This is a genomic window from Pseudomonas sp. MPDS (assembly GCF_013283895.1).
GTDB lineage: Bacteria > Pseudomonadota > Gammaproteobacteria > Pseudomonadales > Pseudomonadaceae > Aquipseudomonas > Aquipseudomonas rhizophila.
Map to the genome: position 1 here is coordinate 2,668,809 of NZ_CP054128.1, position 15,642 is coordinate 2,684,450.

14 protein-coding genes and 3 pseudogenes are annotated in these 15,642 nt (G+C 55.3%); 13 read left to right on the plus strand and 4 right to left on the minus strand.

What is annotated here, in order from left to right:
- The first annotated feature begins 40 nt into the window (after positions 1-40).
- From nosZ to HQ912_RS11855, 6 genes and pseudogenes are all read left to right on the plus strand, one after another.
- Positions 41-1,977: pseudogene (gene nosZ, locus HQ912_RS11835) on the plus strand (TAT-dependent nitrous-oxide reductase).
- A gap of 29 nt (positions 1,978-2,006) precedes the next feature.
- The gene (locus tag HQ912_RS27795; protein ID WP_260990079.1) at positions 2,007-2,357 is read left to right on the plus strand and encodes a nitrous oxide reductase family maturation protein NosD; all 351 of its coding nucleotides are present in this window, start codon (positions 2,007-2,009) and stop codon (positions 2,355-2,357) included.
- Entirely contained in the window at positions 2,291-3,298 is a 1,008-nt protein-coding gene (gene nosD / locus HQ912_RS11840) for a nitrous oxide reductase family maturation protein NosD (RefSeq protein ID WP_260990088.1), read from the plus strand. Before HQ912_RS27795 ends, nosD begins: the two co-directional genes overlap by 67 nt.
- A complete protein-coding gene (locus HQ912_RS11845) occupies positions 3,295-4,218 on the plus strand; it encodes an ABC transporter ATP-binding protein (protein WP_107322694.1) in 924 nt (307 codons plus the stop codon). Before nosD ends, HQ912_RS11845 begins: the two co-directional genes overlap by 4 nt.
- Positions 4,215-5,045, plus strand: a complete 831-nt coding sequence (locus HQ912_RS11850; RefSeq protein WP_107322695.1) for an ABC transporter permease — start codon at positions 4,215-4,217, stop codon at positions 5,043-5,045. Before HQ912_RS11845 ends, HQ912_RS11850 begins: the two co-directional genes overlap by 4 nt.
- A 23-nt stretch (positions 5,046-5,068) precedes the next feature.
- Entirely contained in the window at positions 5,069-5,581 is a 513-nt protein-coding gene (locus tag HQ912_RS11855; protein ID WP_047230561.1) for a nitrous oxide reductase accessory protein NosL, read from the plus strand.
- A 69-nt stretch (positions 5,582-5,650) separates the two neighbouring features.
- Here the strand turns inward: HQ912_RS11855 and HQ912_RS11860 are convergent, their stop codons facing one another.
- Positions 5,651-5,965: a c-type cytochrome gene (locus HQ912_RS11860; protein ID WP_025214358.1), complete on the minus strand. Its 315-nt coding sequence runs from the start codon at positions 5,963-5,965 to the stop codon at positions 5,651-5,653.
- 143 nt (positions 5,966-6,108) lie between these two features.
- Here HQ912_RS11860 and HQ912_RS11865 point away from each other — a divergent pair, with 143 nt between their 5' ends.
- Positions 6,109-6,417, plus strand: a complete 309-nt coding sequence (locus HQ912_RS11865) for a hypothetical protein (RefSeq protein WP_173406803.1) — start codon at positions 6,109-6,111, stop codon at positions 6,415-6,417.
- 315 nt (positions 6,418-6,732) lie between these two features.
- On the opposite strand, the gene norR is transcribed toward HQ912_RS11865, so the two are convergent.
- On the minus strand, positions 6,733-8,256 hold the full coding sequence (gene norR, locus HQ912_RS11870; protein ID WP_107322696.1) for a nitric oxide reductase transcriptional regulator NorR: 1,524 nt from the start codon (positions 8,254-8,256) through the stop codon (positions 6,733-6,735).
- A 158-nt stretch (positions 8,257-8,414) separates the two neighbouring features.
- Between norR and norV the strand changes: the two genes are divergently transcribed.
- The 3 genes from norV (at position 8,415) to HQ912_RS11885 (ending at position 11,807) form a co-directional block, all read left to right on the plus strand.
- Positions 8,415-9,857, plus strand: a complete 1,443-nt coding sequence (gene norV / locus HQ912_RS11875; protein ID WP_173406804.1) for an anaerobic nitric oxide reductase flavorubredoxin — start codon at positions 8,415-8,417, stop codon at positions 9,855-9,857.
- The gene (gene norW / locus HQ912_RS11880; RefSeq protein WP_107322698.1) at positions 9,854-10,987 is read left to right on the plus strand and encodes an NADH:flavorubredoxin reductase NorW; all 1,134 of its coding nucleotides are present in this window, start codon (positions 9,854-9,856) and stop codon (positions 10,985-10,987) included. The genes norV and norW overlap by 4 nt, the downstream gene beginning before the upstream one ends.
- Positions 10,988-11,348: 361 nt before the next feature.
- Positions 11,349-11,807 (plus strand): hypothetical protein, encoded by a 459-nt coding sequence (locus HQ912_RS11885; RefSeq protein ID WP_240539561.1) that lies wholly within the window; start codon positions 11,349-11,351, stop codon positions 11,805-11,807.
- Positions 11,808-12,316: 509 nt separating this feature from the next.
- Here the strand turns inward: HQ912_RS11885 and HQ912_RS11890 are convergent.
- Positions 12,317-13,100 (minus strand): annotated as a pseudogene (locus tag HQ912_RS11890) (isocitrate lyase/phosphoenolpyruvate mutase family protein).
- A gap of 113 nt (positions 13,101-13,213) precedes the next feature.
- Positions 13,214-13,927, minus strand: coding sequence for a LuxR family transcriptional regulator (locus tag HQ912_RS11895; RefSeq protein ID WP_047229727.1), 714 nt, complete (start codon positions 13,925-13,927; stop codon positions 13,214-13,216).
- A gap of 388 nt (positions 13,928-14,315) precedes the next feature.
- On the opposite strand from HQ912_RS11895, the gene HQ912_RS11900 reads away from it, so the two are divergent.
- The 3 genes and pseudogenes from HQ912_RS11900 to HQ912_RS11910 all read left to right on the plus strand — a co-directional run.
- Complete coding sequence (locus HQ912_RS11900) at positions 14,316-14,525, plus strand: acyl-homoserine-lactone synthase (RefSeq protein WP_230682647.1); 210 nt, start codon at positions 14,316-14,318, stop codon at positions 14,523-14,525.
- A 133-nt stretch (positions 14,526-14,658) separates the two neighbouring features.
- On the plus strand, positions 14,659-15,123 hold the full coding sequence (locus tag HQ912_RS11905; RefSeq protein WP_173406805.1) for a hypothetical protein: 465 nt from the start codon (positions 14,659-14,661) through the stop codon (positions 15,121-15,123).
- A 112-nt stretch (positions 15,124-15,235) separates the two neighbouring features.
- Positions 15,236-15,550: pseudogene (locus tag HQ912_RS11910) on the plus strand (transposase); the annotation flags it as partial.
- Positions 15,551-15,642: the final 92 nt, after the last annotated feature.

A 15,642-nucleotide genomic window follows, 5' to 3' on the forward strand; every position in this document is an offset into this window, starting at 1 on the left:
ACCGAGCTTTTTCATATCTGCCCCCGATGGAGCAACACCCATGAGCGATAACAAGTCGAAAAGCGATCATGAAACCGTGAAAGCAAAGCAGGAGACGGAATCGACCGGCCTGAGCCGTCGCGGTTTCCTCGGCACGAGTGCCGTAGCCAGCGTCGCGTTGGCCGGCGCCACGGCCCTTGGTAGCGTGGTATTCACCCGTGAAACCTGGGCGGCAGCTCCAAGGACGCGCAATCGAAAGTCCACGTGGGGCCGGGCGATCTGGATGATTACTATGGTTTCTGGAGTGGTGGCCACCAGGGCGAAGTTCGGATCATGGGCATCCCGTCGATGCGCGAGCTGTTGCGCATTCCGGTGTTCAACATCGATTCCGCCACCGGCTGGGGCCTGACTAACGAAAGCAAGCGGATCATGGGCGACAGCGCCAAATTCCAGAACGGCGACTGCCACCACCCGCATTTGTCCATGACCGACGGCAAGTACGACGGCAAGTACCTATTTATCAACGACAAGGCCAACAGCCGGGTCGCGCGCATCCGCCTGGATGTCATGAAATGCGACAAGATGATCACCGTACCGAATGTGCAGGCCGTACACGGTTTGCGTCTCCAGAAAATGCCGCACACCAAATACGTGTTCGCCAACGCCGAATTCGTCATTCCTCACCCCAATGACGGCAGCACCTTCGACCTCCAGGACAAGAACAGCTACACCATGTTCAATGCCATTGATGCCGAGAAAATGGAGATGGCGTTCCAGGTCATCGTCGAGGGCAACCTGGACAACACCGATGCCGACTACACCGGCAAGTATGCGGCTTCGACTTGCTACAACTCGGAGAAGGCCTACGACTTGGGCGGCATGATGCGCAACGAGCGCGATTGGGTGGTGGTATTCAACATTCCGCGCATCGAGGCAGCGATCAAGGCCGGCAAGTTCATCACGCTGGGCGATTCGAAAGTGCCGGTGGTCGACGGCCGTAGAACCGAGGGCAAGGACAGCGCATTCACCCGTTATATCCCGGTGCCGAAGAACCCGCATGGCATCAATATGTCGCCCGACGGCAAGTATTTCATCGCCGCCGGCAAGCTTTCGCCGACCTGCACCATCATCGCCACCGCCAAGCTGGACGATCTGTTTGACGACAAACTCAAGGAGCCGCGTGACGCGGTGGTCGGCGAGCCAGAACTGGGTCTGGGTCCTCTGCACACCACCTTCGACGGTCGCGGTAACGCCTACACCACGCTGTTTATCGACAGCCAGGTGGTCAAGTGGAACATGGACGAAGCCGTTCGCGCCTACACCGGCGAGAAGGTCAATTACATCAAGCAAAAACTCGACGTGCAGTATCAGCCTGGCCACAACCATGCCTCGCTGACCGAAACCAGCGAGGCCGACGGCAAATGGCTGATGGTCCTGAGCAAATTCTCCAAGGACCGCTTCCTGCCGACAGGCCCGCTGCACCCGGAAAACGATCAGTTGATCGATATCTCCGGCGACGAGATGAAACTGGTGCACGACGGCCCGGCCTTCGCCGAACCTCACGACTGCGTCATGGCCCGTCGCGACCAGATCCGGACCAAAAAAATCTGGGATCGCAACGACCCGTTTTTCGCCGAAACTGTAGCGATTGCTGCCAAGGATGGGATCAAGCTGGAAACCGATAACAAGGTCATACGCGACGGCAAGAAAGTGCGTGTGTACATGACCTCGATGGCCCCGGCCTATGGTCTGCCGGAGTTCACCGTCAAACAGGGTGACGAGGTCACGGTGACCATCACCAACATCGACAAGATTGAAGACGTGACCCACGGTTTCGTCATGACCAACCATGGCGTGAGCATGGAGATCAGTCCGCAACAGACGGCCTCGATCACCTTCATCGCCGACAAGGCCGGCCTACATTGGTACTACTGCAGCTGGTTCTGTCATGCGTTGCACATGGAAATGGTCGGCCGCATGCTGGTGGATAAAGTCTGATCGTAGCCTATCGTCAGGAGCGCAGGCCAATGACCCCATTCAAGCCAACCCCGATGAAGGTCATTGTGCTGGCGTCGCTGTTGACAGGTGGCAGCGCGCTGGCGGCAGTACAACCCATCACCACGCTGCCGTTGAAGCTGGACGCCGAGCAACGCTGGCACCTGCCGGCGGGGGAATACCGCGGCTCGTTCAGTGTCGATCAATCGATGCAGATTATCTGTGAGCCGGGTGCGGTGATCCAGAGCGAGGGGCAGGGCAACGCTGTGTTCATCAGCGCTCCCGACGTGCGGATCGAGGGCTGCACATTGCGCGACTGGGGGCGCGACATGACGGCCATGAACTCAGCGATTTTCATCGGTCCCAAAGCCCGGGTGCGGTGATACGCAACAACCGCATGAAAGGACCAGGCTTCGGCATCTGGGTGGATAGCACCCACGACGTCAGCCTGATTGACAACGATATCGAAGGCGACCCGAGCATTCGCTCCCAGGATCGCGGCAATGGGATTCATCTGTATGCCGTGCACGGCGCCAAGGTTATCGGTAATCACGTGCGACAGACCCGGGACGGGATCTACATCGATACCTCGAACGACAACCTGCTGCAGGGCAATACTTTGGAAGACCTGCGCTATGGCGTGCACTACATGTACGCCAACGACAACCAGTTGCTCGGCAACACCACCCGCCGGACACGCACCGGTTATGCCTTGATGCAGAGCCGCAAGCTGACGGTGATTGGCAACCGTTCCGAGCAGGACGAGAGCTATGGCATCCTGATGAACTACATCACCTATTCCGAGCTGCGCGACAACTTCGTCAGCGACGTGCGCAGCGGTTCCGCCGATGGCGGTATGGTCAGCGGTGCCGAAGGCAAGGCGCTGTTTATCTACAACTCGCTGTTCAATGTCATCGAACACAACCACTTCGAGCGCAGTGCCGTGGGCATTCACCTCACCGCAGGCTCCGAAGACAACCGGATCGCCGACAACGCCTTCGTCGACAATCAGCAGCAAGTCAAATACGTCGCCACCCGCTTGCAGGAATGGTCGGCCGAGGGGCAGGGCAATTACTGGAGTGATTACCTGGGTTGGGATCGCAATAACGATGCGGTAGGCGACGTGATCTACGAACCCAACGACAACGTCGACCGTCTGCTGTGGCTGTATCCGCAGGTCCGTCTGTTGATGAATAGCCCGAGCGTTCAATTATTGCGTTGGGTTCAGAGCAGTTTCCCCGTGACGAAATCACCGGGGGTAAAAGACAGTTTCCCCCTGATGAACCTTCCGACGATGCCCCAAACACAGCGGCCGACCTTATGATCGCCGTCGAAATCGAAGGGGTCAGCCAGCGTTACGGCAGCATGACCGTGCTGCACGATCTGACCCTGAGTCTGGGCGAAGGCGAGGTGCTGGGCTTGTTTGGCCACAACGGTGCGGGCAAGACCACGGTGATGAAATTGATCCTTGGCCTGCTCAAGGCCAGCGCCGGCCAGGTGCACGTACTCGGCTGCCGACCCGCACAAGCCGACGTGCGCCGCCAACTCGGTTACCTGCCGGAAAACGTGACGTTCTACCCGCAGCTCAGTGGCCGCGAAACTCTGCGGTATTTCGCCCGCCTCAAAGGAGCCGCCTTGACGCAAGTGGACGAATTGCTCGAGCAGGTCGGGCTTGCGGGGGCCGCAGACCGTCGGGTGAAAACCTATTCCAAGGGCATGCGCCAGCGTCTGGGCCTGGCTCAGGCGGTGCTCGGCGAGCCGCGCCTGTTGCTGTTGGACGAACCCACGGTGGGGCTGGACCCTATCGCCACCCAAGAACTTTACCTGTTGATCGACCGTCTGCGCCAACAGGGCGCGAGCATCATCCTCTGTTCCCATGTGTTGGCAGGTGTCGAAGCGCATATCAACCGTGCGGCCATCCTGGCCAATGGCTGCTTACAGGCGATCGGGAGTTTGTCCAGACTGCGTGAAGATGCCGACTTGCCGGCGCGAATCCGGGCCAGTGGTCTTTGCCGACGCGAGCAATGGTTGCAGCGCTGGAATGCCGCCGGGCACACCGCCACAGCGGTGGGCGGCAACGGGATCGAGGTGATGGCTGTCAATGGCTACAAAGTTGATCTACTGCGCCAGTTGTTCCACGAGGATCAACCGCAGGACATCGAGATACTGCAACCGTCCCTCGAAGACCTCTATGGCTACTACATGAATCGTGCGACCACCGGCACAGAAGGCACCCAGCCATGATGCAGATCTGGAGTATCGCCGGTAAAGAGTTCAGCGACGGGCTGCGCAATCGCTGGCTACTGGCAATCAGCCTGTTGTTCGCCATTCTGGCGGTGGGTATCGCCTGGCTCGGTGCGGCGGCTTCCGGGCAAGTGGGCTTCACTTCCATTCCGGCCACCATCGCCAGCCTCGCCAGCCTGGCGACGTTCCTGGTGCCGCTGATTGCCCTGCTATTGGCCTATGACGCGATCGTCGGCGAGGACGAGGGCGGGACGCTGATGCTGTTGCTGACCTACCCATTGGGGCGTGGACAAATCCTGTTGGGCAAGTTTGTCGGTCACGGTCTGATCCTGGCGCTGGCCACGCTGATCGGATTTGGCTGTGCCGCCGTGGCCATTGCCTTGCTGGTCGATGATGTCGAGTTGGGAATGCTGTTCTGGGCGTTCGGTCGCTTCATGGTCTCCTCCACGCTGCTGGGCTGGGTGTTCCTGGCGCTGGCTTATGTGCTGAGCAGCAAGGCCAGCGAAAAATCCAGCGCAGCCGGAATGGCGCTGGGGGTGTGGTTCCTCTTCGTTTTGGTGTTTGACTTGGCGCTGCTGGCGTTGCTGGTCTTCAGTAAAGGCCGGTTCAACCCGGACCTGTTGCCCTGGTTATTGCTGCTCAACCCGACTGACGTCTACCGCTTGATCAACCTTTCCGGTTTCGAGGGCAGCGGCAATGCCGTCGGCCTTATGGCGTTGAGCAGCGATCTGCCGGTGCCGGGTTCAATGTTGTGGGGCTGCCTGCTGCTTTGGGTCGGCGTTCTGTTGCTGTTGGCTTACTGGATGTTTCGCCGTCGGCTGACCTGATTTTCCAAGCTCGGGATATTCAAATGAACACTTTGTACCTAACCGGGGCCCGTGTCCTGGTCGTCATCATTACCAGTTTGGTATTGGCGGCGTGCAACGATCGCGCAGAGGAAAAGCAAACCCTTGGACCCGTGGCCTTCCATCAGAGTGACGAGTGTCATGTCTGCGGGATGGTCATCACCGACTTTCCGGGCCCCAAAGGTCAGGTCGTGGAAAAGGGCACGATCAAGAAATTTTGCTCCACTGCGGAAATGCTCGGATGGTGGCTTCAACCGGAGAATCACCACACTGAGGCAAAATTGTATGTGCACGACATGGGGAAAAGTGCATGGGAGAAACCCGACGACCATTTTCTGATTGATGCAACCCAAGCCTACTATGTCGTCGGCACTCAGCTTAAAGGTTCCATGGGTGTAGTTCTGGCGTCATTTTCCGAGGAGGCCACCGCACGCAATCTGGCCAGCGAGCAGGGCGGCAGGGTGTTGCGTTTTGAGAATATCGATCTGGCGCTTTTACAGCAAACCCCGACAATGTAGCCGAGCGACCCGGTTCGCAGAAGAGAGCGGGCTCGCTTCTGCGGTGTGGGTGTTTTTTATTGGGCTCTCTTACTTCAGCGTCAGGATCCAGTCGGCCAAGGTCTTCGCTTCTTCGTCGGTCACCTGGTTGGCCGGCATTGCGATTGGCCCCCATTTGCCCGTACTGCCTTCTTTGATGCTCTTGACCAGGGTTGCCGATGCGTCGGCTTGGCCAGCGTATTTGGCCGCCACTTCCTTGTAACCTGGACCGACCATTTTGGCGTCGACCATATGGCAGGCAACACAGGTTTTGCTCTTGAAGAGCGCCTCGCCATCAACGGCTTGAGCTGACTGCAACGTCAGCGCGGCACTCAGGGCCAGCAGTGGAACAAGAATCCTTTTCATCAGTGTTACCTCAGACTATGAAGCAGATTCGAAACGACCCGCTTCCGGTTTATTCAACAGGCATCGCATTGAATATTATTAGGGTGAATTTATCGGTACTCACATTCTTCATGTGCTGTTGATTGTCGGTGAGGAGCCGAATTGTGGAAAAAACGCTCTTTTCACCTTTATTAGATTTTAGATTTGCCATTTTGGGCATTCGTTCAATTTTATCAGGATGTATTGGAGGGTGTGTGGTTAGTTGTCGCCAGTGGATAATTAACTGGCGCATACTAAGTGTGTCGTATTCGCAACTCCTGGGGTTGAGTGCTGATATTTATCTTCATGGCCCTTCCTTTAAGTTTGTGATGTGTAAGTCGCTAAAATATACTGAAATTAAAATAGGGCGTGGAGGATATGCTGGGCGTCAGCAAAGCCCTGTGTACGCTCGGCAATATATCCGCGCTGATTAAATTAATAATAGGTTCTCGAAAAGAAAGAAAACATCATTGAGGTATGGCTTTGCTGAAATGATTGTTGCTGTAACTATGAGGAGCTCGGAGTCAATCATATCCACCCCCCTTGCCACCCCATTCCTCCCGTAGGAGGCTCCTGGGTGCAACCGCTAAATTAAATCGAGTTCTGCAGGGCGCGCCAAATATCGTCGGAGTCCGGGTAGGAGGTGCTAGAGCATTGCCGGTCTCGGTAGCGGGCCCTGACTGACCTGCAACCGGCCAGTCGATCAATGCTTGGTTCTGGTTGAATTGAGCCCTGATCGGCCGTGAGTGTTATTTCAAACCAAGCCGCTTCGCCAGTCGGTGCAGGTTAGCTACGTCCATATCCAGCATTCGAGCACAGGCAGACCATTTCCTTGCGCAATTATTTAGCGTGTTATCAATCAGCTGACGCTGGAAGTCATCCGTCGCATCCCGCAGACCCTGTTCAACGGCGAGGTAAGGAACATCCAGAGCAACAAGCGGCGCTACCATCTGCTCGGGTACTTGATTGAAATGCTGTGCTTCAAGCAGTAGCTCGTCACTTTGCTGGGTCGCACGAGCAATGATCGTCGCCCGATAAACAGCGTGCTCCAGTTCGCGAACGTTTCCTGGCCACGTGTACTGCTTGAGCAACGACAGACAGTTGGCAGCCAAAGCCACCCGTTTCAATCCCATGCGTTCCCGGCTCTGCTCGCAGAAAAAACCCGCTAGCAACGTGATGTCCTGATCACGCTCGCGCAGGGGTGGTACATGCACCGGGAATACGCTTAAACGGTGGAACAGGTCTGCACGGAACCGATTGTTCAACACCTCCTGCTTCAGATCACGATTGGTCGCGGCAAGTACCCGTACGTTGACCCGCAAGACGTTATCGTCACCAACCCGTTGCAGGTCGCCGTATTGCAGTACCCGTAACAGTTTTGCTTGCAGATTCAGTGACAGTTCACCGATTTCGTCGAGAAACAGTGTGCCGTTATCAGCCATTTCGAACTTGCCGGTGCGATGATGGATTGCACCGGTAAAAGCCCCTTTGACATGGCCGAACAACTCACTCTCAGCCACTGATTCCGGTAGCGCAGCGCAGTTAAGATAAACCACAGACTGACCGGCGCGTGATGAACCTTCATGTATGGCTTTGGCGACCAGTTCCTTGCCGACTCCGGTTTCTCCAGTGATCAAGACGTTCAGGTCGGAACCTGCCACCATTTCGATCTCTCTTTTCAACTGTCGCATGACTTCGCTGAGCCCGACCATTTCGCTGCCGGGTTTGCCCGCCGGGATATTGCTAATGGAAAGAGGCGTTATTGTCTGACTTTCCAGTTGCTCCACCAGCAATGCATTAGCCAAGGCGGCAGATGCTAGGGCTCCCACCACTCGCAGCTCTTCGTCGCTGAAGTGATCAAACTGTGCCGGGTCCATGCCATCGATCGTCAGCGCACCAATCAGTGTCTGGTCCGCGAACAACGGCAATCCGATGCAGGCATGCACTTTGAGGTCCTGCCGGCTCGGTATCAGTCCGTCATAGGGATCAGGCAAATGACTTTCTGCCGGAAAGCGCACCACGTCACCGGCGCGAGCGATGGCTTCCAGTCGCGGATGCGCATCAAGGCTGAAGCGACGTCCCAGAACATCCGGTGCCAGGCCGTCAATCGCCAGCGGACGGAACTGTCGCTGTTCATAACGCAACAAGGCAGAAGCGTCGCAACCCAGCAATTGGCGCAAGGTATTGATTAGACGTTGAAAGCGATCCTGATGGGAAATGCCGCTTTGCAACTGAATAGCGATGCGCGCCAAGGATTCAACGGACAGACTCATGTTTTGTCACTTTGACAATGATTAGTCATAAAGACAGTAAATGGGTAATGTCATATTGACAATAGCTGTTTTATTTGTCCTTTAAAATCAACGTCTTATTGTCTGGCACGAACATTGCCATCTTCGGTGTAGAACATCATTTTTTACCGAGGTAGGTTATGTCAATTCTCGTCAAGAACAACATCCATTGGGTCGGTCAGCGCGATTGGGAGGTGCGGGACTTTCATGGCACAGAATACAAATGCCACAAAGGTAGCAGTTACAATAGCTACCTGATCCGTGAAGAAAAGACCGTGCTGATTGATACGGTTGATCACAGGTTCAGCCGGGAGTTCATACAGAACCTGGCGATGGAAATCGACCTGAACACGCTGGACTATATCGTCATCAATCATGCCGAAGAGGACCATGCAGGGGCGCTGACAGAACTGATGTCGCTGATCCCGAATACGCCGATCTATTGCACCGCCAATGGCGTGGACTCGATCAACGGTCATCACCATCATCCAGAGTGGAATTTCCACGTTGTACACACCGGCGACACCCTGGATGTCGGTAATGGCAAACAGCTGGTTTTCGTGGAAACTCCGATGCTGCATTGGCCGGACAGCATGATGACGTACATGACCGGTGATGCCGTATTGTTCAGTAATGACGCCTTTGGCCAACATTACTGTGACGAACACTTGTTTAATGATGAAGTGGATCAAAACGAACTGTTCGATCAGTGCCAACGCTACTATGCCAACATCCTCACGCCATTCAGTCGTCTGGTCATTCCTAAGATTACTGAGATCCTCGGGTTCAACCTGCCGGTCGATATGATTGCCACCGCGCATGGCGTGGTGTGGCGTGATAATCCGACGCAGATTGTACACCGCTATCTGGAATGGGCAGCGGATTATCAAGAGGACCGCATCACACTGTTCTACGACACCATGTCGAACAACACCCGCATGATGGCCGATGCCATCGCACAAGGCATTCACGACGGCGATCCGCGTGTGGCGGTGAAGATTTTCAATGTCGCGCGCCACGACAAGAATGAGATTCTGACCAACGTGTTCCGCTCAAAAGGTGTTCTGGTGGGCTCGTCCACCATGAACAACGTCATGATGCCGAAAGTCGCTGCCCTGCTGGAGGAAATAACCGGGCTGCGTTTTCGTAACAAAAAGGCTTCGGCGTTTGGCAGTTACGGCTGGAATGGTGGGGCGGTGGACCGTATCCAGACGCGCTTGATGGACGCTGGTTTTGAAACCACATTGGCGCTCAAAGCCAAGTGGCGGCCCGACGGTGACTCGCTTGAGGTTTGCCGAGCTCATGGCCGTGAAATCGCTCGGCAATGGGCGCTGCATCCATCGACGAATGCACATGTCGCACCTGCTGCAGCCACCGCAACTGCCCAGGCAGAACCGAGCTCGGACGACGGCCTGCGTATGCGGTGCAGTGTCTGCCAATGGATTTACGACCCCGCGATCGGGGAGCCGATGCAGGATGTGCAGGCCGGTACGGCCTGGTGTGATGTGCCTGATTACTTCCTGTGCCCGGAATGTTCATTGGGTAAATCGGTATTCGATGAGTTGGCTTCGGAGGCGAAATGAACAAGGAAATTGTCATTGTGGGCTCCGGCTTCGCGGCTCGTCAGGTAGTCAAGAACTTGCGCAGGCTCGATGCAGCGGTGCCCATTCGGCTGATCGCCGCAGACAGTTGCGATGAGTACAACAAGCCCGACCTGAGTCACGTCATCAGTCTCAAGCAGACAGCGGACGACATGACTCGTCAGTCTGCGGCGGAGTTTGCCGAGATGTATCGGTTAACCCTGAATGCTGGTTGCCAGCTGACTGCAATTGATCGTGAAAACAAGCGTGTCAGCGCCGGCGGTGAGGCATTCAGCTACGACAAACTGATTCTTGCCACGGGTGCGCAAGCCATCGTTCCGCCAATTCCCGGACGGGAGTGGATGGTGACTTTGAATAGTCAGCAAGAATACCGTCATGCACAACATGCTCTGAGAGCGGCAGAGCGCGTACTGATTCTGGGAGCCGGCTTGATTGGCAGTGAACTGGCAATGGATGTCAATCGTGCCGGAAAGCAAGTGGTACTGATGGATAAGTCCTGCAGCCTGCTGGCATCGTTGCTGCCTGTTGAGGTGAGTAGCCGCTTGCAGCATCGGTTATGCCAGATGGGGGTGGAAATGGTGTTCAACCAGGCTTTGGAATCCATTGAAAAGAGAGACGATAGCCTGTTGGCGACTTTGTCCAATGGCCGGCAAATCACCACCGATGTGATCATTGCCTCAATCGGATTGAAACCTGATACGACGTTAGCGGCCCAGGCTGGCCTACGGATTGATCGTGGCATTGAAGTTGATGAACGCATGTGCACCTCTGACCCACACATATTTGCCGTTGGCGATTGCGCGCAAATCCAGGGCAAGCTGCTGCCGTTTCTACAACCCATTCAGTTAAGCGCCATGACCCTCGCGAGTAATGTGCTGGGTGGCGATGAGCAAGTGAAGTTCCCGGCGATGCTGGTGAAGATCAAGACCCCGGAAATGCCGCTGCACCTGGCCGGAGAAACCAACCGGAAGGACTTGCAATGGCAGATCAACCTTGAGGCACAGGGGTTGGTAGCCAAAGGGCTGGACATGGCAGGGCAGCTACGGGCGTTCGTCGTCAGTGAAGACCAAATGAAGCAGGCCTTTACATTACTACGGCAACTCTCGTTGTAAATCAAAGTGGCAGGGCTCACCCGGATCGACCAATCGCGCTGAGTGCTTTGTTCTTCCTAGACTTATTGTCGACGCCAAGTCTGCAATCGCCAGATCGGTTTTGAGTAATTGACGTTAGATCGTTTTGCCGAACAAAAGCCGGAGTTGTGTGATCGCGACTTGTATATTGTGCAACTCGGCCTTGACCTGCGTTGGCATGGTTTACTCTCAAGAGTTCCCGAGCAAAATGCAGCTGTACCGCTTGATGTGTGCCTCGTCAGCCTTCGAAAACAGGAGAGCACTGTTTTCTAGCCTAGGCTAGGCCGAACGGGTTGCGTTTCGTGCCGGGGGTGGCAGAAGGCGCGGATGGAGCAGCAGGTTCTTGTTTGGTTCGATGGGGTCCGAGTTTCATCATCACCCTAGCCGCCATTGCGAAACGATTGCTGCGCCAACGGCCGGCGATAGTATTTTTGCGAGCTATTTCAATCAGCAGATGGCCGGCAATGCGCTACGCATCTACAACACGCTGGATGTCGTTCCGATGGCATGGTGCGCAACCTTTCTCGACTTCTCCTTGACGCTCTATGAGCCTACCAACGTCATCGATGAAAAAATGAAGGAAATGGTTTGCTCAAAAATCGATACCGTTACCCGTAATAACTTGAACTACACGCAATGGGGCATGGGCGGTGCAAACATGGAGCTGCGGCTCTGTGGGGAACCTCAATCCCCGTGCCCAAGCTATGAAGCGCAATCCGGCTATCAGCACATCTACGAATACATGACGCTGCTGGGGTTGCAGCTTGGTGATATCCCGATGCCGCCGCCGTCTGGCAGCTAGCGCGCAGTCTCATCGATCAGGTGTTCGAGTTGCAGTTGCCGGCATTTGTTCGGGAAATCACACAGCTGCAACTCGCTTATTCGCAGCGCTAATTTCATGGGTCGTTCATAACGCGCGCTCATCATTATTTTCCACATTCGCAATCACCTGAGTAGGTAGCATCCCAGGCAGTCTTTCCAATCACCATCCAATCATAAGCACCTTCCGCCAATACCGAGTCAGTAGGCACAGTACTCGCAGCAATTACAGTAGGTGTCCGGTAAGCGTACGGGCAAACCGTCTTGCACAACTAAGCCGGACGCCACCTACGCGGCGGCAGCGCTGCAATCTCACTCGCCTGCTGCGTAGGCAAACGCGTCATTTCAAGGAATCGGATACCAGATAAGAGTCTCGTTCCCCGCTCCAAGATTCAGAAAAAAGCCATTCAGGTGAGTGGCTTTTTTTTGGTGCGTGTCTCGTCCTGAATAAGGTTTACACCTTCTGACCTATCTTCAGGACTAGACACAGCATTACTCGGCTTTCACCGCCATCAAAGCGTTCAATTCGCCGTATGTGTGGGCTTTCAAGGTTTGCGTGTCGAGTTGGCCGTTGTCCAAGAAACTGCGGACCAATGCTCCCATGGCGCCGTGCAGAAACTTGGCGATGCTGGAGCCCGCACTGAGTCGTCTGACGCCCAGACGCTTCAATTCGTCGGGGGAGGGCAGTCCGTCCCGGGACAGCAGGTTGACTGGCAGTTTGGTGTCCCGGCAGATGGTGGCAATTTCGTTCGAATCGACCACGCCAGCGGCAAACAGACCATCCGCCCCGGCGCTGGCATACAGTGCGCTGCGCTTGAGAAGTTCCTCCAGGCGTTGTTCAGCAGGGAACAGGTTTTTCAGGTAGACGTCGGTCCGTACGTTGATGAACAGCTTGATCCCCGCCTGGTTCGCCACCGTTCTCGCGACGTCGATCTTGCGGACAAGCAGCTCTGGCGAGCCCAGGCCGTCTTCGATGTTGATCCCTACCGCCCCTGCGGCGATGACGGCGTCAATCACTTGGCCGACTCGTTCCAGGTCATCCGAATAGCCGCCTTCGATATCCACTGTGAGCGGTACGCTGAGCACCCGTACCATCGGCTTGACGGTGGTGCTCAACAGGTCGAGAGGCAGCTTGTTGCCATCCTGATAACCATGCGACCAAGCCATGGCCGCGCTGCTGGTCGCTACGGCCTTGCCGCCCAAGCGTTCGACGATACGCGCACCACCCCCCATCGGCCACATTGGCCAAGACTCGAATTTTGGCAATGACCTGGATGAGAACCGGTTGATCGTCAGCTACACGATGGCGCTTTGGTAACCGAGGCTTGCACTGGCCACGACTTCCCATGAGAGGCGTGGTCATCATTCGAGCTTCAGAACATTTGCGTCTCAGGACAACAAGCCAGATAACGACGCCTTGATCGCCGCTTCAGTCTTGTTCGACGCCCGCAACTTGCGCATCGCATTCACCAGATGGAACTTCACCGTTCGTATGTCGATGTTCAGGATGATCCCGATTTCGACATAGGTTTTTCCCGATGCCGTCCACCTGAGAATTTCCTTCTCCCGGGCGGTCATTGGTTTGTAAGTATCGACCATGGTTTTTGCGGAGAAAAACTGCGCCATGGCCTCATGTACCAGATGAGTCAGCCAAATCAGCTTGGTCTCTTTGCTTTCCATTTCCTGTATTGAAATGCGTTCGCTTGAGCGGGAGACGGAGAGCAGACCGATCGAGTTATGTTCACGCCGCGAAGAAAGGCACCAGCCATGGTTGAGGTTGTAATGCCGCGCTTCTTCCCAGAACCCGCGCCCTGGATTTTGCTGCTGCGCAGACCAGCGCAATGGAATCGAACGGATCAGTCCATGTTCAACGGTGGGGTCTTGGGAGAAATAATCGCCGGCAATGTACTTTTTTTCCCAGGCGTCCGGGTAATTTGAAAGCAGAAAATATTGCGCCGACGCTAACGGCGAACTTAGTCTTAACCCATAAGAGCAAAACTCGAAGCCTAAGTCTGTTGTAATTTTAACGAGCTCGTTAAATAGCTGGTTTTCGTAAGTACAGCCAGCCACAAGCGCTATAAAGTCTTCACGCCAATCAATCACCAATATTACCTTCCGTGGTCAGCGCTCTTTCGTGATAAGAGCTGGGCTCATTATACAGGATTAAAACGCTGTCGGGAGATGTAGTGGCCTTCCGATGGTAATCCTTCAGACCGATAAGGCCCGCAGCCCGACGCTTCCAAACATTCGGCATCGCCGATGCGTCTAGACAGAGCAATAGCGGGCAGATTTAATGGCGAACTTTTTAGTACGGAAGTGCCAGGAAAGCTGGCAAGAGACGGCATTATTCTTTTGTCGTAGATACAATTCGGTATTTTCAAGGAGTACCTTGTGGCGACTCGCTGATTTACCTGACCTGCCCATTCGGGCAGCTACCCACAAAGAGCCCGGTTTGTTGTACTGGCGGAATAATCTTCGTCAGGAGGTAGTTATGCTGGCCGCGGTAACAGGGACTGTTAGTGATCTTTTGCCAGGAATGGAAGCTGCTCTGGCTAAATATAGATATCAGGTATTCGTTAAAGAGTTAGGTTGGCCTTTGCCCTGTGAAAAAGGGATTGAATTAGATGCCTTTGATCGTTCTGACACAGTGTATGTCCTGGCCTGTGATGATAATCAGTGTTGTTCAAGGATTACTTCGTAGGGCATCAGTTCGTATTGCTGTGCGCCGTTTTTCCTCTCGCGCTGACCCTGGCCGAAGCGAAGTCCCCTCACACGTGGGATACGCCGTTCTTGTTCATGGTCGGCAATGCCATTGTCACCGGAGTCTATTTACTGTGATTTACTTGATACGCCACGCCACCCCCCTGATCGACTACGGACGCTGCGGTGCTGTCTCGGCCAAAGTGCTGCTGGATGAGTACAACCAGACTTCGTCGATCGACGAGGCCGAAATTGCCGACTTCCTGAGCCGTGCGGAGTTGTCCGGGCCGCTGATGACGCCAGGGCTGAACATCATTTCATCGCCGATCAATCGAGCCTATGCCACGGCCTGCCGGCTGTTCGATGCCGGACGTATCCGGCAAGACAACCGATTGAAGGAGTTCGACCTGCGGCTGGGTCGCGTGCCTTTGTTGAAGATGGGCTTGAGGCAATGGTTTGCCTTGCATCGCGTGCTATGGCTGATGGGTATTTCGTTGGGGGCCGCATCCCGAAGATCGGAACACCTGCGTGCCGTGGGGGTGGCCGATGAGCTTTATACCGCGTGCACTACGACCGGGGAGACCACGGTATGTTCCTGAGGACCGTGCGCAAGACGCTGCAAAGACAGGGCATGCAGTTCCGTACGGTGTATCGCTCGGGGTGTTTTACGGTTGAGGCTTTGGCGCCAGGAAAAGGACCCGCCGCGAGCGTTTGCTGATCGAGATGGATCAGGTGGTGCCCTGGAAAGGCCCGATTGCATTGATTGAACCGCACTATCCGAAGGGCGAAGGCAGTCGTACGGCCTATCCGTTGACGATCATTCATGCACCGAGTTCGACCAAGAACAAGGACGGTAAACGTGATCCCGAAATGCATCAGACAAAGAAAGGAAACCAATACTATTTCGGAATGAAGTCGCACATTGGCGTGGATGCCGACTCCGGTTTGGTCCACGGCGTGATCGGCACGGCGGTCAATGTCGCGGATGTCGCCCAGGTTGATCGGCTGCTCGATGAAGGCGCTGTCGGCCTAAAAAATACTGATTTTGGCCCGTCCTAGAGGCTGTAAAAGCCGCACTGATGTGCTCCAGGTTACAACCGATGCGACACGCAGTATCA

Excerpts from the sequence above, each read along its gene's own strand:
- HQ912_RS11845 (WP_107322694.1), top strand. The coding sequence starts at position 3,295 with ATGATCGCCGTCGAAATCGAAGGGGTCAGCCAGCGTTACGGCAGCATG.
- HQ912_RS11850 (WP_107322695.1), top strand. The coding sequence starts at position 4,215 with ATGATGCAGATCTGGAGTATCGCCGGTAAAGAGTTCAGCGACGGGCTG.
- norR (WP_107322696.1), bottom strand. The coding sequence starts at position 8,256 with ATGAGTCTGTCCGTTGAATCCTTGGCGCGCATCGCTATTCAGTTGCAA.
- HQ912_RS11900 (WP_230682647.1), top strand. The coding sequence starts at position 14,316 with ATGCTGGCCGCGGTAACAGGGACTGTTAGTGATCTTTTGCCAGGAATG.
- HQ912_RS11855 (WP_047230561.1), top strand. The coding sequence starts at position 5,069 with ATGAACACTTTGTACCTAACCGGGGCCCGTGTCCTGGTCGTCATCATT.
- HQ912_RS27795 (WP_260990079.1), top strand. The coding sequence starts at position 2,007 with ATGACCCCATTCAAGCCAACCCCGATGAAGGTCATTGTGCTGGCGTCG.
- norV (WP_173406804.1), top strand. The coding sequence starts at position 8,415 with ATGTCAATTCTCGTCAAGAACAACATCCATTGGGTCGGTCAGCGCGAT.
- HQ912_RS11860 (WP_025214358.1), bottom strand. The coding sequence starts at position 5,965 with ATGAAAAGGATTCTTGTTCCACTGCTGGCCCTGAGTGCCGCGCTGACG.
- norW (WP_107322698.1), top strand. The coding sequence starts at position 9,854 with ATGAACAAGGAAATTGTCATTGTGGGCTCCGGCTTCGCGGCTCGTCAG.